Annotated in this window: 23 protein-coding genes; 10 read left to right on the plus strand and 13 right to left on the minus strand. The window is 28.8% G+C overall.

Annotation, left to right across the window (positions count from 1 at the left end):
* Nucleotides 1-10 precede the first annotated feature (10 nt).
* From tgt to hutX, 7 genes are all read left to right on the plus strand, one after another.
* Nucleotides 11-1,177, plus strand: a complete 1,167-nt coding sequence (gene tgt / locus DYA59_RS02230) for a tRNA guanosine(34) transglycosylase Tgt (RefSeq protein ID WP_115268943.1) — start codon at nt 11-13, stop codon at nt 1,175-1,177.
* A gap of 110 nt (nt 1,178-1,287) precedes the next feature.
* Nucleotides 1,288-1,512: a preprotein translocase subunit SecG gene (gene secG, locus DYA59_RS02235; protein ID WP_115268945.1), complete on the plus strand. Its 225-nt coding sequence runs from the start codon at nt 1,288-1,290 to the stop codon at nt 1,510-1,512.
* A gap of 51 nt (nt 1,513-1,563) precedes the next feature.
* A complete protein-coding gene (locus tag DYA59_RS02240) occupies nt 1,564-2,796 on the plus strand; it encodes a replication-associated recombination protein A (RefSeq protein WP_115268947.1) in 1,233 nt (410 codons plus the stop codon).
* A 13-nt stretch (nt 2,797-2,809) separates the two neighbouring features.
* Nucleotides 2,810-4,051 carry a histidine--tRNA ligase gene (gene hisS / locus DYA59_RS02245; RefSeq protein WP_005886436.1) on the plus strand — a complete coding sequence of 414 codons (1,242 nt, stop codon included), beginning with the start codon at nt 2,810-2,812 and terminating at the stop codon, nt 4,049-4,051.
* Nucleotides 4,052-4,144: 93 nt separating this feature from the next.
* Nucleotides 4,145-5,941, plus strand: a complete 1,797-nt coding sequence (gene aspS / locus DYA59_RS02250; protein WP_115268949.1) for an aspartate--tRNA ligase — start codon at nt 4,145-4,147, stop codon at nt 5,939-5,941.
* A gap of 333 nt (nt 5,942-6,274) precedes the next feature.
* Complete coding sequence (gene argS / locus DYA59_RS02255; protein WP_115268951.1) at nt 6,275-7,987, plus strand: arginine--tRNA ligase; 1,713 nt, start codon at nt 6,275-6,277, stop codon at nt 7,985-7,987.
* A 172-nt stretch (nt 7,988-8,159) separates the two neighbouring features.
* Nucleotides 8,160-8,633 carry a heme utilization cystosolic carrier protein HutX gene (gene hutX, locus DYA59_RS02260; protein WP_115268953.1) on the plus strand — a complete coding sequence of 158 codons (474 nt, stop codon included), beginning with the start codon at nt 8,160-8,162 and terminating at the stop codon, nt 8,631-8,633.
* 104 nt (nt 8,634-8,737) lie between these two features.
* Here the strand turns inward: hutX and DYA59_RS02265 are convergent, their stop codons facing one another.
* The 8 genes from DYA59_RS02265 to DYA59_RS02300 form a co-directional block, all read right to left on the minus strand.
* Entirely contained in the window at nt 8,738-9,559 is an 822-nt protein-coding gene (locus tag DYA59_RS02265; protein WP_115268955.1) for a metal ABC transporter permease, read from the minus strand.
* A 4-nt stretch (nt 9,560-9,563) separates the two neighbouring features.
* A complete protein-coding gene (locus DYA59_RS02270) occupies nt 9,564-10,256 on the minus strand; it encodes an ATP-binding cassette domain-containing protein (RefSeq protein ID WP_115268957.1) in 693 nt (230 codons plus the stop codon).
* Between the two features lie 11 nt (nt 10,257-10,267).
* Nucleotides 10,268-11,200, minus strand: coding sequence for a metal ABC transporter solute-binding protein, Zn/Mn family (locus tag DYA59_RS02275; protein WP_115268959.1), 933 nt, complete (start codon nt 11,198-11,200; stop codon nt 10,268-10,270).
* An 82-nt stretch (nt 11,201-11,282) separates the two neighbouring features.
* Nucleotides 11,283-12,173 (minus strand): ABC transporter substrate-binding protein, encoded by an 891-nt coding sequence (locus DYA59_RS02280; protein WP_245943705.1) that lies wholly within the window; start codon nt 12,171-12,173, stop codon nt 11,283-11,285.
* A 1-nt stretch (nt 12,174) separates the two neighbouring features.
* On the minus strand, nt 12,175-12,963 hold the full coding sequence (locus DYA59_RS02285; RefSeq protein ID WP_005884069.1) for an ABC transporter ATP-binding protein: 789 nt from the start codon (nt 12,961-12,963) through the stop codon (nt 12,175-12,177).
* On the minus strand, nt 12,963-13,934 hold the full coding sequence (locus DYA59_RS02290) for a FecCD family ABC transporter permease (RefSeq protein ID WP_115268961.1): 972 nt from the start codon (nt 13,932-13,934) through the stop codon (nt 12,963-12,965). Before DYA59_RS02290 ends, DYA59_RS02285 begins: the two co-directional genes overlap by 1 nt.
* A 31-nt stretch (nt 13,935-13,965) precedes the next feature.
* Nucleotides 13,966-16,035, minus strand: coding sequence for a TonB-dependent receptor family protein (locus DYA59_RS02295; RefSeq protein WP_115268963.1), 2,070 nt, complete (start codon nt 16,033-16,035; stop codon nt 13,966-13,968).
* 61 nt (nt 16,036-16,096) lie between these two features.
* Nucleotides 16,097-17,365: a radical SAM protein gene (locus DYA59_RS02300; protein ID WP_115268965.1), complete on the minus strand. Its 1,269-nt coding sequence runs from the start codon at nt 17,363-17,365 to the stop codon at nt 16,097-16,099.
* A gap of 196 nt (nt 17,366-17,561) precedes the next feature.
* Here DYA59_RS02300 and DYA59_RS02305 point away from each other — a divergent pair, with 196 nt between their 5' ends.
* Nucleotides 17,562-18,068: a flavodoxin family protein gene (locus DYA59_RS02305; RefSeq protein ID WP_115268967.1), complete on the plus strand. Its 507-nt coding sequence runs from the start codon at nt 17,562-17,564 to the stop codon at nt 18,066-18,068.
* 337 nt (nt 18,069-18,405) lie between these two features.
* Here the strand turns inward: DYA59_RS02305 and DYA59_RS02310 are convergent, their stop codons facing one another.
* The 3 genes from DYA59_RS02310 to DYA59_RS02320 form a co-directional block, all read right to left on the minus strand.
* On the minus strand, nt 18,406-18,765 hold the full coding sequence (locus tag DYA59_RS02310) for a YbaN family protein (RefSeq protein ID WP_172606931.1): 360 nt from the start codon (nt 18,763-18,765) through the stop codon (nt 18,406-18,408).
* Nucleotides 18,766-18,885: 120 nt separating this feature from the next.
* A complete protein-coding gene (locus DYA59_RS02315) occupies nt 18,886-19,773 on the minus strand; it encodes an NAD(P)H-dependent oxidoreductase (protein WP_115268970.1) in 888 nt (295 codons plus the stop codon).
* Between the two features lie 12 nt (nt 19,774-19,785).
* Nucleotides 19,786-20,412 carry a M48 family metallopeptidase gene (locus tag DYA59_RS02320; RefSeq protein ID WP_245943707.1) on the minus strand — a complete coding sequence of 209 codons (627 nt, stop codon included), beginning with the start codon at nt 20,410-20,412 and terminating at the stop codon, nt 19,786-19,788.
* A gap of 171 nt (nt 20,413-20,583) precedes the next feature.
* Here DYA59_RS02320 and lepA point away from each other — a divergent pair, with 171 nt between their 5' ends.
* A complete protein-coding gene (gene lepA, locus DYA59_RS02325) occupies nt 20,584-22,386 on the plus strand; it encodes a translation elongation factor 4 (protein ID WP_115268974.1) in 1,803 nt (600 codons plus the stop codon).
* Nucleotides 22,387-22,404: 18 nt separating this feature from the next.
* Nucleotides 22,405-23,409: a glycosyltransferase family 9 protein gene (locus DYA59_RS02330; protein ID WP_115268976.1), complete on the plus strand. Its 1,005-nt coding sequence runs from the start codon at nt 22,405-22,407 to the stop codon at nt 23,407-23,409.
* 68 nt (nt 23,410-23,477) lie between these two features.
* Here DYA59_RS02330 and DYA59_RS02335 read toward each other — a convergent pair whose 3' ends face one another.
* Together DYA59_RS02335 and DYA59_RS02340 are read right to left on the minus strand one after the other, a co-directional pair.
* Nucleotides 23,478-23,972, minus strand: a complete 495-nt coding sequence (locus tag DYA59_RS02335; RefSeq protein ID WP_115268978.1) for a DUF2147 domain-containing protein — start codon at nt 23,970-23,972, stop codon at nt 23,478-23,480.
* A gap of 6 nt (nt 23,973-23,978) precedes the next feature.
* Nucleotides 23,979-24,914: a hypothetical protein gene (locus DYA59_RS02340; protein ID WP_115268980.1), complete on the minus strand. Its 936-nt coding sequence runs from the start codon at nt 24,912-24,914 to the stop codon at nt 23,979-23,981.
* Between the last annotated feature and the right edge of the window lie 13 nt (nt 24,915-24,927).

Raw genomic sequence — 24,927 nt, forward strand, 5'->3', positions numbered from 1 at the left:
AGGAGAGAAAATGACAAAAAAATTACCTGTAACTTACGAGTTACAAAAGAAGTCTGGTAAAGCTAGAGCAGGAAAAATAACTACTCCTCATGGCGAGATAGAAACACCAGTATTTATGCCAGTGGGAACACAAGCTACAGTAAAAGCAATGACACCAGAGGAGCTAGAAGCTATTGGTTCACAAATAATTTTAGGAAATACTTATCATTTGTATTTAAGACCAAGTGATGAATTAGTGGCAAAATTTGGTGGACTTCATAAGTTTATGAATTGGAAAAAACCTATACTTACAGATAGTGGAGGATTCCAAGTATTCAGTTTAGGTGCTCTAAGAAAGATAACAGAGGAGGGAGTAAGATTTAGTTCTCATTTAGATGGTTCAAAACATTTCTTAACTCCAGAAAAATCTATCAATATTCAAAATAATTTAGGTTCAGATATTGTTATGTTATTTGATGAGTGCCCGCCAGGATTATCAAGTAGAGAGTATATGATACCATCAATAGAAAGAACTACAAGATGGGCAAAAAGATGTATTGAGGCTCATAAAAGACCAGATGAACAAGGATTATTTGCCATTGTTCAAGGTGGAATATATGAAGATTTAAGAGATAAAAGCTTGAGAGAATTAAGTGAAATGGACGAACATTTCTCTGGTTATGCAATAGGGGGACTTGCTGTAGGAGAGCCAAGAGAAGATATGTATAGAATTTTAGATTACATAGTAGAAAAATGTCCAGAGAATAAGCCAAGATATCTAATGGGAGTAGGAGAGCCACTAGATATGTTAGAAGCAGTAGAGTCTGGAATAGATATGATGGATTGTGTACAACCAACAAGAATAGGAAGACATGGAACAGTATTTACAAAGTATGGTAGATTAGTAATAAAAAATGCTATGTATTCAGAAGATGATAGACCTCTTGATGAAGATTGTGATTGCTATGTTTGTAGAAATTTTAAAAGAGGATATATCAGACATCTATTTAAGGCAGAAGAGATACTAGGACAAAGACTTGCTACATATCATAACTTATATTTCTTAATTAAACTTATGAAAAATGCTAGAGAAGCTATTTTAGAAGATAGATTTACAGAGTTTAAAGAAGAGTTTATAAGAAATTATAATATGGGGAAAGAATTTGATTGGATAAAACCTAAAAAAATAGTAGGGTAAAATATAATTACAATTATCCTTTAATATTACAGGGAAATTATTATTGACCGAACTTAAGAAATTATGCTATAATTTAGTGGATATTTATAGAAAATTCTAGGAGGCATGGAATGGAAACTTTGTTTACAGTTTTATTATTCATTTTTGCTATTTCATTAATAATATTAGTGTTGATACAACCAGATAGAAGTCACGGAACATCTGCAAGTATGGGTTTAGGAGCATCAAATACAGTATTTGGAATATCAAAAGATGGTGGTCCTTTAGCTAGAGCAACAGAGATTGTAGCGACATTATTTATTATTAGTGCACTTTTATTATACTTAGTAAAATAAAGTAAGAGACGTATTGGGTCCAATACGTCTTTTTTATAGGTAGATGATAGAATGACAAATAATATATTTGGAAATAATTATGAAGTGGTAAAGCCTCTAGCTATGAAGTTGCGTCCACAAAATTTAGATGATTTTATAGGACAGGAAAAACTTTTAGGGAAGGGAGGAATACTTAGAAAACTTATAGAAAGACAAAATATCTCTAATTCAATTTTTTATGGACCACCTGGTTGTGGGAAAAGTTCTCTAGGAGAGATAATTTCTAAAAGTATCAATAGTAATTTTGAAACTTTAAATGCCACTACAGCTTCTTTAAATGATTTGAGAGAAGTAGTAGAGAGGGCTAAAAAGAGTATAGAGTTTTATGGTAAGAAGACAATACTTTTTTTAGATGAGATACATAGGTTTAATAAGATGCAACAAGATGCCCTTCTTTCTTATTGTGAAAACGGAACTATTACTCTTATAGGAGCTACTACTGAAAACCCTTATTATTCTCTTAATAATGCCTTACTTTCAAGAGTTATGATTTTTGAATTTAAAGCTTTAGAGAGAAAGGATATTGAGAAAATAGTTAGAAGAGGAATAGAAAAATTAGAGTTAAAAGATGTATCAGATGAAATAATAGAGTGTATTTTAGATATATCTCAAGGTGATAGTAGAATAGCTTTAAATTATCTTGAGCTCTATAAAAATAGTTGTACAAATTTGAAACTAGAAGAGGTATTAGAAATTTTTAGAACAAGACAAGTTTCATATCATAAAGCTGAAGATAAATACAATTTAATTTCAGCTATGATAAAAAGTATGAGGGGAAGTGACCCAGACTCAGCTCTTTATTGGCTAGGGAGATTACTTGCTGGTGGAGAGGACCCAAGATATATAGCTAGACGTCTTGTGGTACATGCTAGCGAAGATATAGGAATGGCTAATCCAGAAGCTATGCTTGTAGCAAATAGTGCTATGATGGCAAGTGAAAGAATAGGTATGCCAGAAATTAGAATAATTTTAGCTCAAGCTGTAATCTATATAGCTATTTCTACTAAGAGTAATTCTTGTTATATGGGAATAGCTAAAGCTTTAGAGGATATTGAAAATGGAGATATGGAAGCTGTTCCACAAAATATTTGTCATAATCCAAAAGGATATTTATATCCACATGATTATCAAGGAAATTTTGTAAAACAAAAATATAGTAATAAAAAAAGGAAATATTATATTCCTGGAGATAATAAAAATGAAAAACTCATAAAAGAAAAGTTAGAAAAATTATGGGGAAAATAGAAGAGGTGAAGTAATGAAACTTATAAAAGCTGCTAGAGGAACAAAGGATATTTTTGGAGAAGATGCAGTAAAATATACATATATATCTAAGACAGCTCAAGAAATATTTGAAAGTTATGGATATACATTTATAAAAACTCCAATATTTGAAGAGACTGATTTATTCAAAAGAGGAATTGGAGAGGGAACAGATGTAGTAGAGAAAGAGATGTATACTTTTAAAGATAGAGGAGATAGAAGCTTAACTTTAAGACCTGAAAATACAGCTTCTGTTGTAAGATCGTATCTAGAGAATGCTATCTATGGAAAAGAAGATGTTACTAAATATTACTATAATGGTTCAATGTTTAGATATGAGAGACCTCAAGCAGGAAGACAAAGAGAGTTTAACCAAATAGGAGTAGAGGTTTTAGGAGAAAGCTCACCTATATTAGATGCTGAAGTTATTGCTATGAGTTACTCTCTATTAGAAAAATTAGGAATTACAGATTTAGAGGTACACATTAACTCTGTAGGAACTAATGCTTCTCGTACTAAGTATAGAGAGATGCTATTAAACTTCTTAGAGCCAATGAAAGAAGAACTTTGTGAAGATTGTAGAATGAGAATGGAGAAAAATCCTTTAAGAGTTCTAGATTGTAAAGTTGACAAGTGTAAAGAGCTTACTAAAGATGCTCCTAGTATAATAGATTCATTAAATGAAGAGGAAAGAGCTCATTATGAAACTGTAAAAAAATACTTAGATATTTTTGGAGTGAAATATGTAGAAGATTCAAGACTTGTAAGAGGACTTGACTACTATTCAAGTACTGTTTATGAGATAGTAACTAATAAATTAGGAGCTCAAGGAACTGTATTAGGTGGTGGAAGATATGATAATCTATTAAAGCAGTTAGGAGATAAGGATATACCAGCTGTAGGATTTGCTGCTGGAGTAGAGAGAATGATGATGCTTCTTGAAGATTATCCTAAAAATAATCCAGATGTATATGTAGCTTGGTTAGGAGAAAATACTCAAGAGTTTGGATTAAAAATAGCTAAAATTTTAAGAGATAATGGAATAAAAACTTTTGTTGATTTTAATTCTAAAGGAATGAAATCTCATATGAAAAAAGCTGACAAATTAGCAGTAAAATACTGTATAATTGTTGGAGAAGATGAGATGAATAAAGATGTTGTGGTGCTAAAAGATTTTAGTGCTAGAACTCAAGAAGAGATGAGCTTAGAAAAAGCTATTGAGATAATTAAAAAGTAAATAATAATTATATTGTAATTAGCTATGGAAACTTAAGAGTTATGTAATATAGAATAATTTTTAGTTTTCAAGTATATTAAGGAGAGGGTAAGAATGATTTACAGGACTCATAATCTTGGTGAATTAAGAAAAGAGAATATCGGACAGACAGTTACACTATCTGGTTGGGTAGATACAACTAGAGACTTAGGAGGATTAACTTTCGTCGACTTAAGAGATAGAGAGGGAAAAACTCAAGTAGTTTTTGATATAGATGTAGCTCCAAAGGATGTTGTAGAACAAGCTCAAAAATTAAGAAATGAAGCAGTTATAAGAGTAGTAGGAACTGTAAGAGAAAGACATAGCAAAAATATGAATATCCCAACTGGAGAGATAGAAGTATTTGCTACTGAACTAACTATCTTAAATAACTGTGATGTATTACCATTCCAAATAACTGGAACAGAGGATAATTTAAACGAAAATATCAGATTAAAATATAGATATTTAGATATCAGAAGACCTAAGATGTTAAATAATCTTAGAATGAGACATAAGATGATAATGGCTATTAGAAATTATATGGATAAAGAGGGATTTATCGATGTGGATACTCCATTATTAAATAAATCTACTCCAGAAGGAGCAAGAGACTTTTTAGTACCTTGTAGAATCAATCCAGGAACTTTTTATGCATTACCTCAATCTCCACAATTATTTAAACAACTTTTAATGATAGCTGGAGTAGAGAGATATTTCCAAATAGCTAAATGTTTTAGAGATGAGGATTTAAGAGCAGATAGACAATTTGAATTCACTCAATTAGACGTAGAGATGTCATTTGTTGAGATGGATGATGTAATGAATACAATAGAGGGATTAGCTAAGAATGTATTTACAGCAATAACAGGAGAAGTAGCTGATTATAAATTCCCAAGAATGCCTTATGCTGAAGCTATGGCAAGATTTGGTTCTGACAAACCAGATGTAAGATTTGGAGTGGAGCTAAAAGATTTAACAGAGATAGTTAAAAATTGCGGATTTAAAGCATTTAAAGATGTAGCTGACAATGGTGGAATTGTAAAATGTATAACAGCTCCAAAAGCTTTTGAAAAATTCTCAAGAAAAGTTCTTGGAGAGTATGAAGAGTATGCTAAGAGATATTTTGGTGCAAAGGGAATGGCATACATAAAAATAGCTGAAGATGGAGCTATAACTTCTCCAATAGCTAAATTTTTCTCAGAAGAGGAAATGAAAGCTATCATAGCTAAGGCTGAAGCAAATCCAGGAGATGTAATTTTAATAATAGCTGATAAAGCAAAAGTAGTATATGGAGCTTTAGGAGCTATGAGACTTAGAATAGGAAAAGAGTTAGATTTAATTAATAATGATGAGTTTAAATTCCTATGGGTAGTAGATTTCCCAATGTTTACTTATGATGAAGAAGAGGGAAGATACAAAGCTGAGCACCATCCATTCACTTCTATCAAAGGAGAAGATATGGAAGCTTTCTTAGGTGGACAAACTGAAAGTATTAGAACTAACACTTATGATATGGTATTAAATGGATTTGAAATAGGAGGAGGTTCTATAAGAATATTTAATCCTGAAATCCAAAACAAAGTGTTTGAAAGATTAGGATTATCTTATGAAGAAGCTAGAGAGAAGTTTGGATTCTTCGTAGATGCTTTCAAATATGGAGCACCACCTCATGGAGGACTTGCTTTTGGAATAGACAGATGGCTAATGGTAATGTTAAAAGAGGTTTCTATAAGAGAGGTTATTCCTTTTCCTAAAACAAATAAAGGGCAATGTTTAATGTCAGAAGCACCAAATTTTGTTGACAAAGAGCAATTAGATGAGCTAAATATTGCTGTAACTTATAAAGAAGAAGAAAAAATAGAAAAGTAATAGAAAATAAAATATTAGTACTTGAAAAATTCATAAATAAGTGATATAATTTCCTTAACGAGAATAGATTTCTGACCTACACGTTATTTCTTGAGGTTTTGGGCCTAATGTCGTCATGGGGTTGGCGCTGCTCTCAGTAGCTCAGCAAAGTCACGAATGACTTAGAGCTTAAGTTGATTACGGACTCTGTATGCTGTTAGTAACTGACTACCACTTATGGTTTTGGCGACTAAAACCGTATTGAAGACGGTAGGTTGGAGCTTTTCTTATGGGACTTTGTCCCTTTTTTTTATTTGAAAATATTATGAAATGTGTTGAGAAGAAGGTGAAGAGATGCATATTGTGGATAGAGAGATAGCTAGAATTTTTGAGGAGACGGTTATTAAATTATACAATGATAAGGAGTTAAAAAAGATAGAAATATCGGTAGCTACAAATGAAAAATTTGGAGATTTTCAAACCAATTTTGCTATGATGAATTCTAAAATAATAGGGAATAATCCAAGAATGATAGCTCAAAAGATAATGGATAACTTAGTAAAAAATAATGTTATAGAGAAACTTGAGATAGCTGGGCCAGGATTTATTAATATATTTTTAAAGAGTGAATATTTAGGAGAGCTATTAAAAAAATCAAGAAAGGAAAAATATGATTTTTCATTTTTAAATAGAAAAGGAGATGTAGTTATAGATTTTTCTTCTCCAAATATAGCTAAAAGAATGCATATAGGTCATCTACGTTCAACAATAATAGGAGATTCTATAGCAAGAATTTATAGATATTTAGGTTATCATGTTGTAGCAGATAATCATATAGGGGACTGGGGAACTCAATTTGGAAAGCTTATTATAGGATATAGAAGATGGTTAGATAGAGAAGCTTATAAAGTCAATGCTATAGAGGAACTTGAAAGAGTATATGTGGAGTTTACAAAGCAATCTGAAGAGCATCCAGAACTTGAAGAAGAAGCTAGAGTTGAGCTTAAAAAGTTACAAGATGGAGATAAAGAAAATTTTGCTCTTTGGAAAGAGTTTATAAAAGTATCATTAGATGAGTATGCAAAGCTTTATGGAAGATTAGATGTACATTTTGATACTTATTATGGAGAGTCATTCTATCATGATATGATGCAAGGTGTAGTTGAAGAATTAGTAGAAAAGAAAATAGCAGTAGAAGATGATGGAGCTAAAGTAGTATTCTTCCCAGAGGAAGATAACCTATTCCCATGTATAGTACAAAAGAAAGATGGTGCTTTTCTATATTCTACATCTGATATAGCTACTGTAAAATTTAGAAAAGATAACTATAATATTAATAAAATAATATATTTAACAGATGAGAGACAACAAGACCACTTTAAACAATTCTTTAAAATAACAGATATGTTAGGATGGAATGTTCCTAAACATCATATCTGGTTTGGAATAATGAGATTTGCTGATGGAGTATTCTCTACAAGAAAAGGAAATGTAATTAGACTTGAGCAACTAATGGATGAGGGTAAAAAGAGAGCTTATGATATAGTAAATGAGAAAAACCCAGATTTATCATTTGAAGAAAAAGATAATATAGCTGAAATAGTTGGAGTAGGAGCTATAAAATATGCTGATCTATCTCAAAATAGACAAAGTCCAATAATATTTGAATGGGATAAAATTTTAAGTTTTGAAGGAAATACTGCTCCATATCTTCAATACTCTTATGCTAGAATTCAATCTATTTTAAGAAAGGCAGAATCAGAAGGTAAAGGAATAGATTTTACTAAAACTATATTAATAAAAACTCCTCAAGAGAGAGCTTTAGCTAATCATATAGCTGCTTTCCCTATGGCAGTAATAAAAGCTTCTGAAACATTTAAGCCAAATGTGATAGCTGATTACCTATTTGAATTAGCTAAGAAGTTTAATAGCTTCTACAATAGTTGTCCAATACTTAATCAGGAAGATGAGATTTTATTCTCAAGAGGATTACTTGCTAAAGTAGCTGGAGATACTATAAAAGATGGATTGGATTTACTTGGAATTAGAACATTAGAAAGAATGTAATTTATATTTTATAACAGGAAGGGACACCTAAAATCTTATTATTTAAGATTTAGGTGTATTTTTTTATTGGTAATATTAGAGAATATAAAATTATGGAGAAGTTTTTCAGTTAGTTGGTAATAAGAATGAAGAATATAGATAATTATTAAAATAAATTTTAAGGAGTAGAAAAATGAGAAAAGAAATTGAAAAATTAATAGCTGAAAATGAAAAAATATCTTTAGAAAAAATAGCTAAAGAGTTAGGAATATCTCTAATAGAGGTATTAAGAGAAGCTCCAACAGCAAGAAAATATCCTCTTGAGAAAAGAGAAGAACTTTTTGAAATATTAAGAGGATGGGAAAAAGTTTTTCTATTAGTAGTAACTCCTAACTTTGTTTTGGAAATAAAAGATAAGTTTCCAAAGGGATTTTATGCCCATGGGTATTTAAATTTCCATGATCCAGAATCTTCAATAGGAGGACATTTAAGTGTTGATAAAATAAAAGAGATTTTCTTAGTAGAGGATAATATGTTTGGAAGAAAAAGTTGTTCAATAAGATTCTATGGGGAAGATGAGAAGGAAATATTTGCTATATATGTCCCAAGAGATGATAAGAAAGAATTAATTAAAGAGTATTTAGATTGTTTTTACTCTTTGATATAAAAGTGCTAATAAAAAGAGAAAAAGCTGTTAAAAACTAGAATTGTAAAATTTTTTAGTGATAACAGCTTTTTTTAATATTTAAAAAGTTATATATTTTTAGAGTATTAATTAAATTTTTTAATAATTATACTTATTATAAAAATAATTGTTGAAGAAAAAATTACAGCAGCACCAGAAGGAATAGAAAGAGTAAGATAAACAGGAAGAGTTATTCCCAATATGCAGCTGAGAGTTGAAAATAAAATACTGTATCCTATAAAGCCTCTCATTGAATTAGAGATATTTTTAGCTGAAGCAGTTGGGATTAAAAGTAATGCTTCAACTAAAATAGAACCAACTATTTTTATTGCTCCTATTGTAGTGATACTTAGCAGAATAATAAAAAGATACTCATAAAATTTTATATTTATTTTTCTAGCTAAGGCAATACTAGGGTTTATACTGATTAATAAAAATTTATTGTAACAAGGGTATAAAATAATAAAAACTAAAACAGTTATAGTTATTAGAATATATATATCTATTTTCTCAATAGTTAGTATTGAACCAAAAAGAATATTTTCAATTATATGTGGATTAATTGTTCCAGCTGTATAAGTTAAAAGAGAAGCTCCAATGGAAATAGAGACTGCTAAAAAAATTCCAATTAGAGTATCTGAGGCTATATCAGTTTTAGTTTTTGTATATATAATCAAAATTCCAAATAAGATAGAATAACCAAAGGTGGAGAGGTAAGGAGTCAAATAATTTTCTCCTAATATTATTCCTATAGCTATTCCTGTCATTGCAGCGTGCCCTATGGCTTCAGAATAGAAAGCCATTTTTTTGCTTACAACAAGTGTTCCAATAATTCCTAACAGTGGTCCTATAAAAAAAGCTGAAATAAGAGCATTTGTGATAAAAGAATAATTAAGTATTTCCAACATAAAATCACCTACAAAAAATATTTGAGATTTCTTTTTCAAAAAAATTACTATCTAAAAGATTACAAGCTATATTTGTTTTATTTATACAAGTAACAGTGTCAGCAAATTTTTTTACTTTATATAAATTATGTTCTATCCATAGTATTGTAATTCCTTGTTCTTTAAGTTCTTTTATAAGCGAAATGAAGAAATCTTCTCCATGCTTATCCATACCAGTTAAAGGTTCATCTAAAATTAAAAAATTTGGTGTAGGGAGAAGAGATTGTAATAATAATACTCTTTGCCTTTCTCCACCAGATAAAGTTGTAAAAATTGAATTTCTTTTATCATATAGTTTAAATTTTTTTAAAAGATTATCAACCTGCCTTTGCTTTTTAAAATCAAAACCTAAAAAGCAGGGGGACGTTTGAGAATTAATAGATATAAATTCATTAACAGTCAAGGGGATAGAATTATTAAGATTGATATGTTGAGGGAGATATCCAATGATATTTTTATGATTATTTTGGAAGGTAATATCCCCTTGAAAGTTAAGTTCTTTTAAAATACATTTTATAAGAGAACTTTTACCTCCACCATTAGGTCCAATTAAGCAATGAATTTCCCCTTTCTTAATCTTGAGATTAATATTTTCTAAGATAGAATTATTATCAATAGAAAGGTTTAAATTTTTAATTTCTAGTTCATATTTTTCCATTTTTTATCCTTTTATTTTTCTTTTTTTAGAGCAGAGACAATTTCATTCAAGTCTTGAGAAATCATCTCTTCAAAACTTTCAGCAGAATAGGAACCACCAGTCATATGATAAAGTTCTTTGATGTCTGCTCTAGTTTCTCTTTTTAAAATTTCCATATATTTATTTTTTAATTGTTTTTCACCAAAAATAACTTTAATATTTTCAGCTTTTAATTTTTTTATAATATGTTGTAAATGTACTATGCTAGGCTCTACTCCATGTGCTGGCTCAATAACTATATCGACTTTTTTTCCAAATTCTTTAAAAAGATAGTCATAACCTGCATAAAAAGTAACAACTTTAAAGTTAGAGATATCTATATCTTTGATTTCATTAAGAGCATCTTTTTTTAGTTTAGCTAAACGATCAGTATATTCCTTTGCATTCTTTAAGTAGAATTCTCTGTTTTTAGGATCTAATTTTCCTAATTGATCTGCAATATACTCTATTTGCTCAATAGACTCAGTTATAGAGATATAGGTATGGGAATTTACTTCCTCATTATGTGAATGTTCAAGATGATGTTCTTCTTCATGCACATCATGATTATGTTCGTGGGTACATATTCCTTCTGTATGCATTAATTTTATATTTTTGTTAGCTTCAATAATTGGGATATTTTTTCCACTCATTTTAAGCAGCTTATAGATAAAACTATCATGACCCAGTCCATTTATAACTATAGTATCAAGGGAAGATATTTTTTTCATATCTTCAACTGTAGGACTATAGTTATGTGAATTATAAATATCTAATCTAACAGGCGTGATAATCTCTGCTCTGTCTTTAACAATATTAGCTACAAAACTATAGTAAGGTTGTAGAGTAACTCCAATTTTTATTTTTTCTTCAGCAAAAGAGAAAAAAGAAAGTATAGTAAAAAGTAAAATTGTAATTTTTTTCATAGTATCATTCCTTTCCGAAAACTAAAATTTTGAATTTCGAAATAATTATATAAAGAAATAGGAACTGTAAAGTTCCATCTCTTTAATTATTTTTTAAATTTTCTAACTCTTTATATAATTCTTCAACTGCTTCAAAAATTCTTGGAGAACCTCTAAGAATTTTTGTAGAATCTACAATAAAAAGATTATTGTTTTTTCCAGCAGTTGTTTCCTTAACTATTATATTACTATTTAAAATATCTTCAGGTTTAGAAATACTCATTGCTCCAGCTAAAAAGTCTGGGTTTTGTTGTAATAAAAACTCAGGAGATATAATAGGTTTGTCCCCAACTAAATTATCTGCTAGATTTTCAATTCCTAGAAGAGATAATATCTGTCCAGGAAGAGATTTAGAGTTAAAAGCCATCATAGGAGAAGTTGAATATAGTACTGTTCCTTTCATATTAAGTGGCTGAGCAGTAATTTTAGATTTTATATTATTTAATTTTTCAATAGATTTATCGTAAAGCAAATCAGCATTTTCTTCATTTCCAGTAAGCTTACCATAAAGTTTTATATTATTTAAAATATCATTAAAACTATTAGCCTCAACAACTATATAGGGAATGTTGAAAGGTTTTAATGTATCACCTAGTTTTGGAGACATAGCATTTATTAAAACTAAGTCAGGAGAGAAAGAAAGTATTTTTTCAACACTACTATTATTAATATGTCCTACATTTGGTAGTAATTTTACCTTTTCTTCAGGATAAATTTTGCTTCTTGCTATAGTTCCAATAGCAGCAATATGGTTTTCAGCCCCAATTAAATATAGAGTTTCTATTACTGCAGGATCTAAAACAACTATTTTTTTATACTCTTTAAGTTCAATCTTATTATTATAACTATCTATAACTTGATTATTTTCTACTTTTAGAGCAGAAAAAGATAGAGAGTATAGTATAAACATAAAAGAAAAAATTATTTTTTTCAATTTATTTTCCTCCTTTTAATTTAGGAATGATATAAGGAATTCCCTCTTCTGTATAACAAACTTGAGATTCTAAATCGTAGACAGCTTTTAAATTTTCTTTAGTTAAAGTTTCCTTAGGAGTTCCTTGGCAAAATACCTTTCCATCTTTTAACATGACAATTTCATCACAAAACATGGCAGCAAGATTCAGATCGTGGAGTACCGCTACTGCAGTAAGCTCTTTATCAATGATACTATCCTTTACTTTTTTCATTAAATCCAAAGCATGGTTTAAGTCTAAAGCAGATGTAGGCTCATCTAATAAAATAATTTTTGTTTCTTGAGTGAGAGCTCTTGCTAAAAGAACTCTTTGAAACTCTCCACCAGAAAGACTAACAGCTTTTCTATGTAAAAATTTTTCTAAGTCTAGCTCTTTAATATGATGTTGAGCAATTTCAACATCTTTCTTTGAATACCCATCCCAACTATTTTTTAAATGGGGAAGTCTTCCCATAAGTACAAACTCTTCTACATCCATAGCAGATACAAGTTGAGATTTTTGGGGAACCAGAGAAAGAAGTTTAGCTTTCTCTTTTTGAGATATATTTTTACTTAGAATCTTATCTATATAAATATTCCCACTTTCACTTTTTAAATATCCTAAAATATTTTTTAAAAGAGTTGATTTTCCACAACCATTTGGACCTAAAATTCCTGTTAATTTATTTCTTTTTAATTCTAAATTAATACCTTGAAGTATTTTTCTGTTCCCGTAGGAGAAATTTAAGTTTTCAATTTTTATAGCTTCCATTAGAAATCTCTCCTTTTATTTTTTAATGCTAAGTATAGGAAGAATGGAGCTCCAAAAAATGCAGTAATTACACCAATAGGAATCTCTACTGGAGCAAGAACTATTCTTCCAAAGGTATCACATATGAGTAGAAAAAATCCACCAGCTAAAATTGTGCTAGGTAGCACCTTAGTATTAGATGGACCTACAATCATTCTAATAGTATGTGGTACAATGAGCCCTACAAAGCCAATCATTCCAGAAAAAGCCACTGAAAAAGCTACAATAAGAGCAGACACAGTAAGTGTTCTCACTTTCAATCTATTTACATCAACTCCTAATGAGTGGGCTTCTTCATCACCAGATAATAGAGCATCTAATTCATGTCTTTTAGAATAGAAATATACCAGTGATAAGATAAGTGGAATTAAGATAAAGATAACTCTTTTCCAAGTAGCATTTCCAAGATACCCCATCATCCACATTGTTATTTTAAAGGAATCTTCTCCAATTAGATACATAGTAAAAGATGTAAATGCTCCTAAGAAAGATGAAACGGCAATTCCAACTATTAACAGAGTGGCAACATTTACTTTGTTTCCCTTTTTAGCCATTTTAAAAATAAGAAGAGTACTAGCTAAACAAGTTATAAAAGCTAAGACACCATACATAAAATCTGGAAGATTTAGCACAAAGGCAATTACAGCTCCAAAAGTAGCACTTGCTGCAATTCCAATAATATAAGGATCGGCAAGAGGATTTTGAAATACTGTTTGTACCACTACTCCACTAGATGCTAACATCATTCCAATTAATAGAGACATAATTATTCTAGGTAATCTTAGGTTAAAAATTATTGTTTTTATATAATCAGGTGCTTTTCCTGGAGAAAATATATACTCCAGAGGAATAGGGACACTCCCCATAGGTATAGCAAGTATCCCTGTTATGATAATTCCTATTGTAAGCACGATAGGTAAAATTTTCTTCATATAATTCCTCACATTTTAATCTCTTTTTATCTTATAAACTATATCTAAATCCTACATAGTAGTTTCTTTCAGCTGCTGGGTCATAAGTGTAACCTTCTGATTGACTATATTTAATAGAGCTATAATATTCTTTATCAAACAGGTTATTAATCCCAGCGTAAAGAGTTAAACCATTATTAAAAGTATATCCTGCTCTAATATTTGTAACTGTATAACTACCTTTTTTACCAGATTCATTACTATTTTCAATGTATGAACTTCCAGTATATACCATCTCACCATTGATATTGAATCTAGAAGTAAAATCATATCTAGCTCCTAAAGTAAACTTATGAGTAGGAACCCCTTCAATTTTTCTACCAGCTAAATTAGCTCCATCAATTCTATCACCACTATCAGTATACTGTTTTTCAATACCTTTTTTTATTTCAGCATGCATATATTGATAAGATTCAGAAAGAGTTAATTTTCCAAAGTAATGTTCTAGAGAGATTTCAGCTCCATATCTTTCTGTTTCATCTATATTGTAATTTAAAGTTTGTGTTCCCATTCCTATCATATTAGTATAAATTTCATTATCAGTTTGAGTATAGAAAATAGAGGTATTAATAGCTGTATTACCAATATAGTCACTCGTTCCAAATTCTACACTTCTATATGTTTCTGACTCTAAGTTATTTAATTCATAATTTGTTCCTTTCATTTCTCCCATAGGAGTCTGCTTTATATATGGCACTGTATCAGTTAAAAGTGCTGGTGGTGGTGAAGTAAATCCTTGTTCTAATCTAGTATAAATTTTCCCTGTATCAGAGTATAAATAATTTCCAGATAATTCTATTGCAAAATTATCTATGTCTTTATTTTTATCTAAATTTTTTATAATAGGAAAAGGCATCCCTGGAGGAGTAGTTGTTGATTTTCTCCAAATATCATAATTAGATTTTTCATATCTGATTCCTTGGTTAAATTCAAAGCTACCAGTTTTGTAGTTATTCATAATAAAAGTTCCAAAGGTTTCTTTATTAAATTTATTCTGAGTAACACTTATTCCCATTTGGTCCATATTTGCATATCTTTTAGCTTCATTATCAATATAATCTAATCCAAATACTATCGAGCTTCCAGTTTTTCCATAAAAATATTTTAATTTAGGTTTTACTCCAACTTTTTTATCATCAAAGAATCCATATGGCTTTTTACCTTTATTAGCTATATTCATATTTGTTTCTTGTTGGAAAGCAACTAAGTTAAAATCTAAGTTATCACTTATTTTAGTATTATAAGTTAAAACATAGTCTTCTTTTTCAGTGTGGATATTAGTAATAGAAGAACCAGATTGTTTTCTATCTTCTTCCACTTGTTTTTTAGTTAGCATATCAGGAGATAGAATACCAGACTCATAATTAGAATATTTTAATTCTAATGATTGGTTATCACTGATATTATATTTTAAATTCCCTTGGAAAAATTCCGTATTATCATGAGATTCATCTCTATAACCATCAGTATCAGTTTTACTATAAATTACATTAGCATTAAATTTTCCAAAAGTTTGCCCTGCAGAAATGTCATATTTATTTCCACCAAAACTAGAATAATCATAAGCTACATTAGCTCTAAGCCCTTTTCCTCTCTTAGTGATGATATTGATTACTCCACCAGCAGTTCCACTTCCATATAGAACACTTCCTCCACCAGGAATAACCTCAATTCTTTCGATAGAACTTACAGGGATTGTATTGATAGGTGTACTTGTCATAGAAGTATCTAAAGAGTTTACTGCTACTCCGTCAATAAGAATTTGAACATTTCTTTTAGCTATAGTTCCACCTTGACCTCTTAAGTCAACAGTTGAACCAAAAGTATCTTTGGTAATAGAAACACTAGGAATATCTTCTAAAATTTCAAGTACACTTTTATAATCTTTTTCTTCGATTTTTTCAGATGTTACGATTGTAGGGTTGGCAGCAACCTCTCTCATCTCAGTAGCAAATCCTGTAGTAGAGTAAATAAGACTCTTTCCTAAGTTAATACTGTTTGTTTTTCCATAGGCACATACAGCAAGTAGAGCCCAAAGCAATGTAGCTTTTTTCTTATTCATATGTATATCTCTCCTTTACATTAAATTAATTATTAGATTAATAAAATAAAATTATATAAATTTATTTATTAAAAACTTTATCTAAAATATATCCAATAATATCTATTGAAAGATTATTTCCCCAGAAAACCCCATCTTTAGTAAAATTAAAGGAATTTTCTTTTTCAATAACAAGTTTTTCTTCCCCATAATTCTTCATTTTTTCACAGAAGTACGTATACTCTTCCTCGTTTAAAATAGCTTTAATACTCTCCTTAGAGATGATAGGGAACTGCATTATTCCAGAAAGTTTAGCAAATTTGGCATGGTATTCAGTCTGCTTAGAATAAAAGCTCATCTCTTTATTCATTCTAAATACTTCAATTCCTTGAACACTACCTCCAGCACCTACTCCAATAGGGAAAGTATCACCACCACTATTTCTAACTTGAATGTACTGGTAAGTATCTCCACCATTTTTAGCTATCTTAGTAAGTTCTAAAATGTGGTACTTATTCTCTCTTAACATTTCATCAACAAAATGAGAGTAAAGAAGATAATCTTTTTTCATATCCTCTTCCATTATTACTTTTTCAGCTTCAATATCTTTAGAAAGCTTAGATCCTTCATGAACCATAAGGGAATAGAAACTAGCACTTCCAAGTTCTAATTTTTTCACAATTCTAGCATCTTCAACAACCTCTTCAATAGTTTGGTCAGGGAAATTATAGATAATGTCTACGCATACCTCTCCTTTGAAGAAGTTTTTTAGTTTTTTAAGTTTTTCAATAACTTCATTTTTACTATAAGTTCTATTATAGAAAATTCTTCCTCTTTCTGAGAAAGTTTGAATTCCTACACTAAGTCTATTTACTCCATATTTCATCATTACTTCTAATTTTTCTTTAGTAAGATTATGAAGAGTTGTTTCAAAAGTAAACTCATAGTTCTCTCCAGGTTTTACATTTCTTTGAATACTCTGAAGTATAATTTCAAGTTGTTTAGGTTTATAAATAGTAGGAGTTCCTCCACCAAAGAAAATAACATCAAAAGTACTCTCTTTAAAATATGTTGTTTGACCATATTTATCAAATTCACTAGCTATATATTCAGCATAGGAATCTAGACTACCATCTAGTTGTTTTCTATTTAAATTACAAAATGAACATATTTTATCACAATATGGTGTATGTACATAAATAGCTTTTTTTCTATCATCCGGCTTTATCTCAAGCATAGCTTTAAAACTTGATTTATCAGCTTTTTCACTAGGAACATATTTGCTAATAAGTCCAGTACTATCATGATGAGATTTATGCCTCTTATTAAATAATAATAAATTGTTAATCATCCAAATCCTCCTCTAAAGCATACATATTTAGCCAATTATTAACATTCAATTATATTTTGAAATTCAAAATAATTTTATTATAGATATAATAATATTTTTTTTATATAAAGTCAATAAAAAATAAATAAAATCTAATAATTTGACTTTATAATTAAAATATGATATAAGTTTTAATAAAAAAAGTAGGAGGAATATGATGAAAATATTGGTTACTTATTCAACACTAACAGGGAACACTAAAAAAGTTTGTGAAGCAGCAGCAGAAGCTTTTACTGAGGTAGAAATAAAAGATATAAGTGAAGTAACAACTTTAGATTATGATTTAATAGTTGTCGGAACTTGGATAGATAAAGGGACTGCAGATACAAAGGCTCTTAATTTTATCGAAACAATAAAGAAAAAGAAAACAGCTTTCATATTTACATTAGGAGCTTATCCAGACTCACAACACGCTATGGATTGTATAAAGAGAATAAAAAAATTATTTGAAGGCAATGAAAATGAAGTAGTAGGACACTATCACTGTCAAGGAGCTATTGATCCAAAACTTATAGAGATGATGAAAACAAAATTTGGACCAGATCATCCTCATGGACCAAACCCTGAAAGAATAAAAAGATGGGAAGATGCAAGTAAGCATCCAGATGAAAATGATTTAGATATGGCTTACAATTATTTTAAAGAATTAATAAATAAATTATGATATATAGCTTCTCAGGTATAGAAGCTTTTTTATAATAATAAAACAAAATTAAATTTATGAAGTGGTTTAAATTTAATAGATGTTATTAGCTAATTTATTTTAAAAAGCAAAAATTATCTAAGAAATTAAAAGTTGTTATCTTAAATATTTTATCATTATAGAAATATAAAAGCTGTCAGATCGTTAATTCACTGACAGCTTTTATATTAGTTGTTAATTAAGTAAATTAAAATACTTTAAAAGAAAGGATTAATTGAATTATACATGAATGTTAAATAAAAGTCAAGAAAAAATTTGTTTATTTAAATATTTTTAATATCAAACTAAAAAATAATAACTAATTCAAAGTTTTTAATTTTAAAATATGAAAAGAAACTACTATCAATATTACTATTAAAAAGATTTTAAGATATAAATTAGATATTTTTGTTATAGAAAAAGTAACACTAATGATTAAAGTAAGGATAGCTATAAATTTATTTTTCCTACTAACACCTTTCTTTTCTTGATAATCTTTGATATATTTTCCAAAAATTTTATTTTCTAAGAGAGCTTTATGAAATTTTTCTGAAGATTTATTAAAACAATATGCACTTAGAAGTAAAAAAGGAGTAGTGGGAAGTATTGGAAGAAAAATACCTATACTTCCTAAAATAATAGAGAGTATTCCAACAACAAAAAAAATTTTTTTCTTCATGATATTTCTCCTTATATTTTTAGATATTTATTTAAAAATATACTAAAGAAAGGTAAAAAAGTCAAATAAAGATTTTTGACTTTTTTATTTTAGTAAGACAAAATATTTATATCTATAAGATTAGATTTCATAATTAAAGAATTTTTGATTAAGATAATTTTTTAAATCATTTCTAAGTAAATTTAATTCTTTTAAATACTCTTGAGTTGAAGGTTTAGGATATCTATCATTTACAAATCTACCTAAATTTTTCATTCCCCACCAATTTGCCATGTCATCATCAAAAACTTTATAAGCTTTCATATAATTATCCCATTTTTTATCTTCTATTCCTACTCCATCTCCAATGAACCCTCTTCCTCCACCTAAATATCCACAATTCATTATAGTAAAAATAGATTTTCCATTAAGTAGTCCTATATGTCCATCAGAATTAAAGTCGTATGCAAATTTTTTTCCAAAAATTCTTTCCTGATATCCCTTTACTATAGAAGTAGCACTATCGTGCCAGTTAGGGTAAGCAAATATTATATAATCGGCTTTTGTAATAAAATTTTGTTCAATGATTACATCTTCAGGAGTAGCTCCTACCCCATCTTTTTGAGAATAAAACTCATCGGGATGTAAAATAGGGTTAAAATTCATTTTATATAAATCTCTAATCTCTACCTCTATACCATTTTCTTCAAAATATTTCATAGAGGTATATACCATATCAAAAAGTATAGAGTTATCTCTATTATCTCCTACTACAAAGAGAGCTTTTTTCTTATTAGAGTTTGTAAATCCATGAGGTATGTATTTTGAAACATAAGAAGCTGGAACTACTGAAGCAGATGTTATTCCGTCTAATTTTTCTCTCTCTTTTTCTGAAAGAGTAGAACTATAATTATTAGAATTAATTATTTTAATTTCTACTTTCTCTTCTTTATTTATATAGTTGTAAAGTCCAATTACCCCTAAACCTAAAAATCCCATTAAAATTAAACTTTTTAGTTGACTATTCATATTTTCACTTCCTTAAATATTATTTCTTAATTGCTTTCTTTTTTCTTTCCAACTTGGCATATATTTTTCTACAAAATCCCAAAATTCTTTTTGATGATGTGGATATGGAATATGAGATAGTTCATGAAGAATGACATAATCAATTATATCCTTTGACTTTTTATAGAGTTGATGATTAAAGGTTATACTTCTAGAGAGAGTGTTACAAGAACCCCATCTAGTCTTCATATCTCTAAATTTTATCACTTTAGGAGAATATCCTATACTTTTTCCTATCTCCATAGTTCTATTGATAACATAGGGATAAAAGTTATCATATATCCATTGATTGATTAATTTTTTTCTCTTTTCAAAGCTATTCTCTTTAAGAGAGATTATAAAGTTATTATCTTTAATCTCACATCTTTCTTGAGGAGATATTTCTATCTTGATAATATATGGAAATCCAAGATAATAGAATTTATCTCCTTCTTCAAACTTAGTTTCTAACTTTTTCCTCTCTTCTATTAGAGCTATTTTTTCTCTTATCCATTTTTCTTTTTCTTTTAAGAGAGATTCTATATATGAATTTGGAACTTTTATTGGAGCAGATACAAGAACTTCTCCATCACTATTTATTCTGATTGTAATATTTTTCATTTTTTTTCTAGTTATTTTTATCTTCATAGTTTTTATTATATCATATTTCAAAATTATTTTTTATAAAATTGGAGAAATAAAGAGAGTTCTTCATATAAAAAATATATTGAGTTTTTTTGTATTATCTTTTATAATACTATGTGAATAAATAGGATTTAGTAGGAGGTAAGAATGTTACAAAAACATAAAAGGAACTTCTCTATAATAGCTCATATAGATCATGGAAAATCTACAATAGCAGATAGATTATTAGAGTATACTGGTGCTGTTTCTAAAAGAGAGATGAAAGAGCAACTTCTTGATTCAATGGATTTGGAAAGAGAGAAGGGAATAACTATAAAAGCTCAAGCTGTAACTTTATATTATAAGGCAAAAGATGGAATAGAGTATGAATTAAACTTAATTGATACTCCAGGACACGTAGACTTTATCTATGAGGTATCAAGATCATTATCAGCTTGCGAGGGAGCTTTACTAGTAGTAGATGCTGCTCAAGGAGTAGAGGCTCAAACTTTAGCTAACGTATATTTAGCAATAGAGAATAATCTTGAGATAGTACCTGTAATCAATAAAATAGATTTACCAGCAGCTGATCCAGAAAAAGTAAAAGTTGAGATAGAGGATGTTATTGGACTTCCAGCTGATGATGCTGTAATGTGTTCAGGTAAGACAGGAATAGGTATTGAAGATTTATTAGAAGCAATAGTAAAGAGAATACCAGCTCCAAATTATGAAGAGGATGCTCCTTTAAAAGCTTTAATATTCGACTCTAAATTTGATGATTATAGAGGGGTAATCACATATGTAAAAGTTTTAGATGGAAGTATTAAAAAGGGAGATAAAATTAGAATCTGGTCAACAGAGAAAGATTTTGATGTTTTAGAGGTTGGAGTATTTTCTCCTACTATGAAACCTCAAGATGAGCTTTCTTCTGGTTCAGTTGGATATATAATAACAGGAGTTAAAACAATACATGATACAAGAGTAGGAGATACTATCACTCATACAAATAACCCTTGTATATTCCCATTAGAGGGATTTAAACCAGCTCAGTCAATGGTATTTGCTGGAGTATATCCATTATTTACAGATGACTATGAAGATTTAAGAGAGGCATTAGAAAAATTACAATTAAATGATGCTTCATTAACATTTGTACCTGAGACATCAATAGCTCTAGGATTTGGATTTAGATGTGGATTCTTAGGATTACTACATATGGAGATTATAGTTGAAAGACTTAGAAGAGAGTACAATATAGACTTGATTTCTACTACACCATCAGTTGAGTATAGAGTAAATATGGATAAGGGCGAGGTACTTGTAATAGATAACCCTTGTGAATTCCCAGATGGTGGAAGAGGGAGATTATCAGTAGAGGAACCATTTATAAGAGGTAAGGTAATAGTTCCTAAGGACTATGTAGGAAATGTGATGGAACTTTGTCAAGAGAAGAGAGGGATATTTATAGGTATGGACTTTATTGATGAAAATAGATCAATGCTTACCTATGAATTACCACTTGCAGAGATAGTGATAGATTTCTATGATAAATTAAAATCAAGAACTAAAGGATATGCTTCATTTGAATATGAATTAGTAGGATATAAGGAATCAGACTTAGTTAAGGTAGATATACTTGTATCTGGAAAACCTGTGGATGCTTTCTCATTTATAGCTCATAAAGATGGCGCTTACAGTAGAGGAAGAGCTATCTGTGAAAAATTAAAAGAGGTTATCCCAAGACAACAATTTGAAATACCTATACAAGCAGCACTAGGAGCAAAGGTTATAGCAAGAGAGACTATCAAGGCATATAGAAAGAACGTTATAGCTAAATGTTATGGTGGAGATATCACAAGAAAGAAAAAACTTCTTGAAAAACAAAAAGAGGGTAAAAAGAGAATGAAGAGTATAGGAAATGTTGAGATCCCTCAAGAAGCTTTCGTATCAGTATTAAAATTAAATGATTAATTTTAGGGAGAAATTAAAATGAAAAAAATATTGGTGATTAGATACAAAAAAAGTGTAGGGGATACAATAATAGGAACTACTCTTTGTGAAAGTATAAAGAAAAAATATCCAGATGCTAGAGTTGATTATTTGGTATATGAAAATTTAACAGAGATATTCTACAATCACAGAGCTATAGATAATGTTTTAACATTGGATAGAAAAGCTGGATTAAAAGGTTGGCTTAAAACTTTGGGTGAGATAAGAAAAAATAAGTATGATGTAATAATTGACTGTAGAACAATAGTTATTACAGCTTTACTTTCTTTTTTCTCTGGAGCAAAGCTTAGAATAGGAAAATATCATAAGTATAGATTTTTCTTATATCATCATGCTATAAAAGGGTTTACAAAGAAGATGAACCAGATAAAAAAATATCATCAACTTCTAAAACCATTAGGGATAGAAGAGGTAAGTACAGGGTATGCTATCTGCTTAAAAGATGAGGAGAAGAATGAGTGGAAAAAAATAATGGAAGCTCAAGGAATAGATATGTCTAAGCTTATCATTCCTATGGCTGTAAATGCTAGACAAAGTAATAAAAAATATCCAGAGGAGTATATGTTACAAATAACAAAAACTCTTATAGATAAATATGATGCTCAAATTATACTATTCTACTCTCCATCAGAGGAAACTTATGCTAAAGAGTTTTATAACAAGTTAGATTGTAATAAAAATATATTTATCAATCTAAAGACTAAAAATGTAAGAGAGTTGGCTTGTATATTCAGTAATTGTGATCTATTTGTAGGAAATGAGGGAGGAACTAGACATGTAGCTGAGGCAGTAGGACTTGCTAATTTATGTATAGTAGCTCCTCAAACTTGTAAAGAGGAATGGTTAAGTAATGAGAATGATAAAAATCAATGTATTACTGTAAAAGATGTAAATGGTTGTGATTATAAGGATATCAAGCCAGAATATGTCCTTAAAAGAATAGACAAACAATTAAAATTATTTAATAATTTTGATAAAATTTGATATAATTTAAAGAAATGATGATTATTGTTTAGTAATTACAAGGAGTGACTTCTGTTTTTTTACAGGAATCAATCCTTGTTATTTTTATTATTAGAGTAATCTATATATCTCTCTAAATTAACTTTTTTTATTTTTAACGAATGAGATAATATTCCAAATTTATCAATACTGCCTTTTAGTTTTAAGGTATTAGTATTTAAAGTAGTTATGGAACCATAATAGAATTTTCCATTCCAAGAATCGTATATCCAACCTTTGACTAGCTGATTTTTTTCATTTTTAACTAATCCACCAACAACTTGTAAATTTAGAACTTTTCTATTTCGAAGAAGTGGACTTGGATTATTTCTATCAATTTGCTCCTTGCCTGCCATTTTATCTCCAATAGGATACTTAGAATCTTTTAGCCAACGTATATAACCAACATATTCATTTTCTTTTTTCTGAATTTCTACAATAACTTTTTGATTTGGAAGAAGCCAATATCCTATATAAGGATCAGGTAATTCTTTACTAAATAAAGTAAAAGTAATTAAGATAAATAAAATTATAATTTTGTTCATAGAATATCACACAATATAATGTATATAATTTTCTAAACCTCTTAAAATAAATAATTTTTTTAAAATGAATTTAACTTCTTTTAAATTGATTGGAAATCCTGCATTTTGTAGTTTAGAAAAACCAGAATAGGCTGTATTTATAGTATGTGTAAGATAGTTTGCAGTGAAATATGGATCGATGCTTTTAAAATCGATTTGAGATTCAGTTACTTTAAAAATTTCAGAATACTTGGCAATGGCAAGATTTATATTGTTATTTTGGAAATCTTCTTCCATATCAAAAAAATCATCAAGTGCTTGTAAACTCATTCCTATAATAAATAGTCCATCACTAAATTCGGATATTTTTAAATTGTTTTCTATTATTTTGGGGATAGTTAAACTTATTTCTAGTAATTTTCCTCCAATTTGTTTATGAACATTTTCAAGGATAAAATTAGATGAAGGATATTTATTATATATTTCTCTTTTTCTAATACTTTCTCCTTTCGCAATTGAATAAATCTCTTCTAAAAGAATAGTATTAATTTTTTTATTATTACAATTTAATTTTAAAATTTCTTTAGTCAGAAGTTCTTGTGTAATAAGAGAAATAAAACTATTTTCTACTAATGGATTATTAAGAGAGTTTATAAAAATATTCCCTTTTTTTTCATCATCTAGAATATTATCAATAGAAGTTACTATTTGTCTTAAGAACATAATTATTTTTCCATAAGAAATAACTCTAGACTTAGGAATATTACTTTCATTTATAAGAGATAACATAAGAATAGTAAAAAAATTTTTTTTAAATAAACTAATAAAATTTGTATCGTAGTAATTCAAGGTAAGTTCTGTATAAAAACTATAATTTTTGAAATCTTCGATGACAGTTTTTTGGCACTCTTTCATAATATCAGAAGCTTGAAGAAATTTTTTAAATAATAATTTACTGGACATTTTTCCTCCTAAG

It is taken from the genome of Fusobacterium necrogenes (assembly GCF_900450765.1).
GTDB classification, from domain to species: Bacteria; Fusobacteriota; Fusobacteriia; order Fusobacteriales; family Fusobacteriaceae; genus Fusobacterium_A; species Fusobacterium_A necrogenes.

What these genes read in the sequence shown, in the direction of transcription:
- tgt (WP_115268943.1), top strand. Translation starts at nt 11, where the DNA reads ATGACAAAAAAATTACCTGTAACTTACGAGTTACAAAAGAAGTCTGGT.
- secG (WP_115268945.1), top strand. Translation starts at nt 1,288, where the DNA reads ATGGAAACTTTGTTTACAGTTTTATTATTCATTTTTGCTATTTCATTA.
- DYA59_RS02240 (WP_115268947.1), top strand. Translation starts at nt 1,564, where the DNA reads ATGACAAATAATATATTTGGAAATAATTATGAAGTGGTAAAGCCTCTA.
- hisS (WP_005886436.1), top strand. Translation starts at nt 2,810, where the DNA reads ATGAAACTTATAAAAGCTGCTAGAGGAACAAAGGATATTTTTGGAGAA.
- aspS (WP_115268949.1), top strand. Translation starts at nt 4,145, where the DNA reads ATGATTTACAGGACTCATAATCTTGGTGAATTAAGAAAAGAGAATATC.
- argS (WP_115268951.1), top strand. Translation starts at nt 6,275, where the DNA reads ATGCATATTGTGGATAGAGAGATAGCTAGAATTTTTGAGGAGACGGTT.
- hutX (WP_115268953.1), top strand. Translation starts at nt 8,160, where the DNA reads ATGAGAAAAGAAATTGAAAAATTAATAGCTGAAAATGAAAAAATATCT.
- DYA59_RS02265 (WP_115268955.1), bottom strand. Translation starts at nt 9,559, where the DNA reads ATGTTGGAAATACTTAATTATTCTTTTATCACAAATGCTCTTATTTCA.
- DYA59_RS02270 (WP_115268957.1), bottom strand. Translation starts at nt 10,256, where the DNA reads ATGGAAAAATATGAACTAGAAATTAAAAATTTAAACCTTTCTATTGAT.
- DYA59_RS02275 (WP_115268959.1), bottom strand. Translation starts at nt 11,200, where the DNA reads ATGAAAAAAATTACAATTTTACTTTTTACTATACTTTCTTTTTTCTCT.
- DYA59_RS02285 (WP_005884069.1), bottom strand. Translation starts at nt 12,963, where the DNA reads ATGGAAGCTATAAAAATTGAAAACTTAAATTTCTCCTACGGGAACAGA.
- DYA59_RS02290 (WP_115268961.1), bottom strand. Translation starts at nt 13,934, where the DNA reads ATGAAGAAAATTTTACCTATCGTGCTTACAATAGGAATTATCATAACA.
- DYA59_RS02295 (WP_115268963.1), bottom strand. Translation starts at nt 16,035, where the DNA reads ATGAATAAGAAAAAAGCTACATTGCTTTGGGCTCTACTTGCTGTATGT.
- DYA59_RS02300 (WP_115268965.1), bottom strand. Translation starts at nt 17,365, where the DNA reads ATGATTAACAATTTATTATTATTTAATAAGAGGCATAAATCTCATCAT.
- DYA59_RS02305 (WP_115268967.1), top strand. Translation starts at nt 17,562, where the DNA reads ATGAAAATATTGGTTACTTATTCAACACTAACAGGGAACACTAAAAAA.
- DYA59_RS02310 (WP_172606931.1), bottom strand. Translation starts at nt 18,765, where the DNA reads ATGAAGAAAAAAATTTTTTTTGTTGTTGGAATACTCTCTATTATTTTA.
- DYA59_RS02315 (WP_115268970.1), bottom strand. Translation starts at nt 19,773, where the DNA reads ATGAATAGTCAACTAAAAAGTTTAATTTTAATGGGATTTTTAGGTTTA.
- DYA59_RS02320 (WP_245943707.1), bottom strand. Translation starts at nt 20,412, where the DNA reads ATGAAAAATATTACAATCAGAATAAATAGTGATGGAGAAGTTCTTGTA.
- lepA (WP_115268974.1), top strand. Translation starts at nt 20,584, where the DNA reads ATGTTACAAAAACATAAAAGGAACTTCTCTATAATAGCTCATATAGAT.
- DYA59_RS02330 (WP_115268976.1), top strand. Translation starts at nt 22,405, where the DNA reads ATGAAAAAAATATTGGTGATTAGATACAAAAAAAGTGTAGGGGATACA.
- DYA59_RS02335 (WP_115268978.1), bottom strand. Translation starts at nt 23,972, where the DNA reads ATGAACAAAATTATAATTTTATTTATCTTAATTACTTTTACTTTATTT.
- DYA59_RS02340 (WP_115268980.1), bottom strand. Translation starts at nt 24,914, where the DNA reads ATGTCCAGTAAATTATTATTTAAAAAATTTCTTCAAGCTTCTGATATT.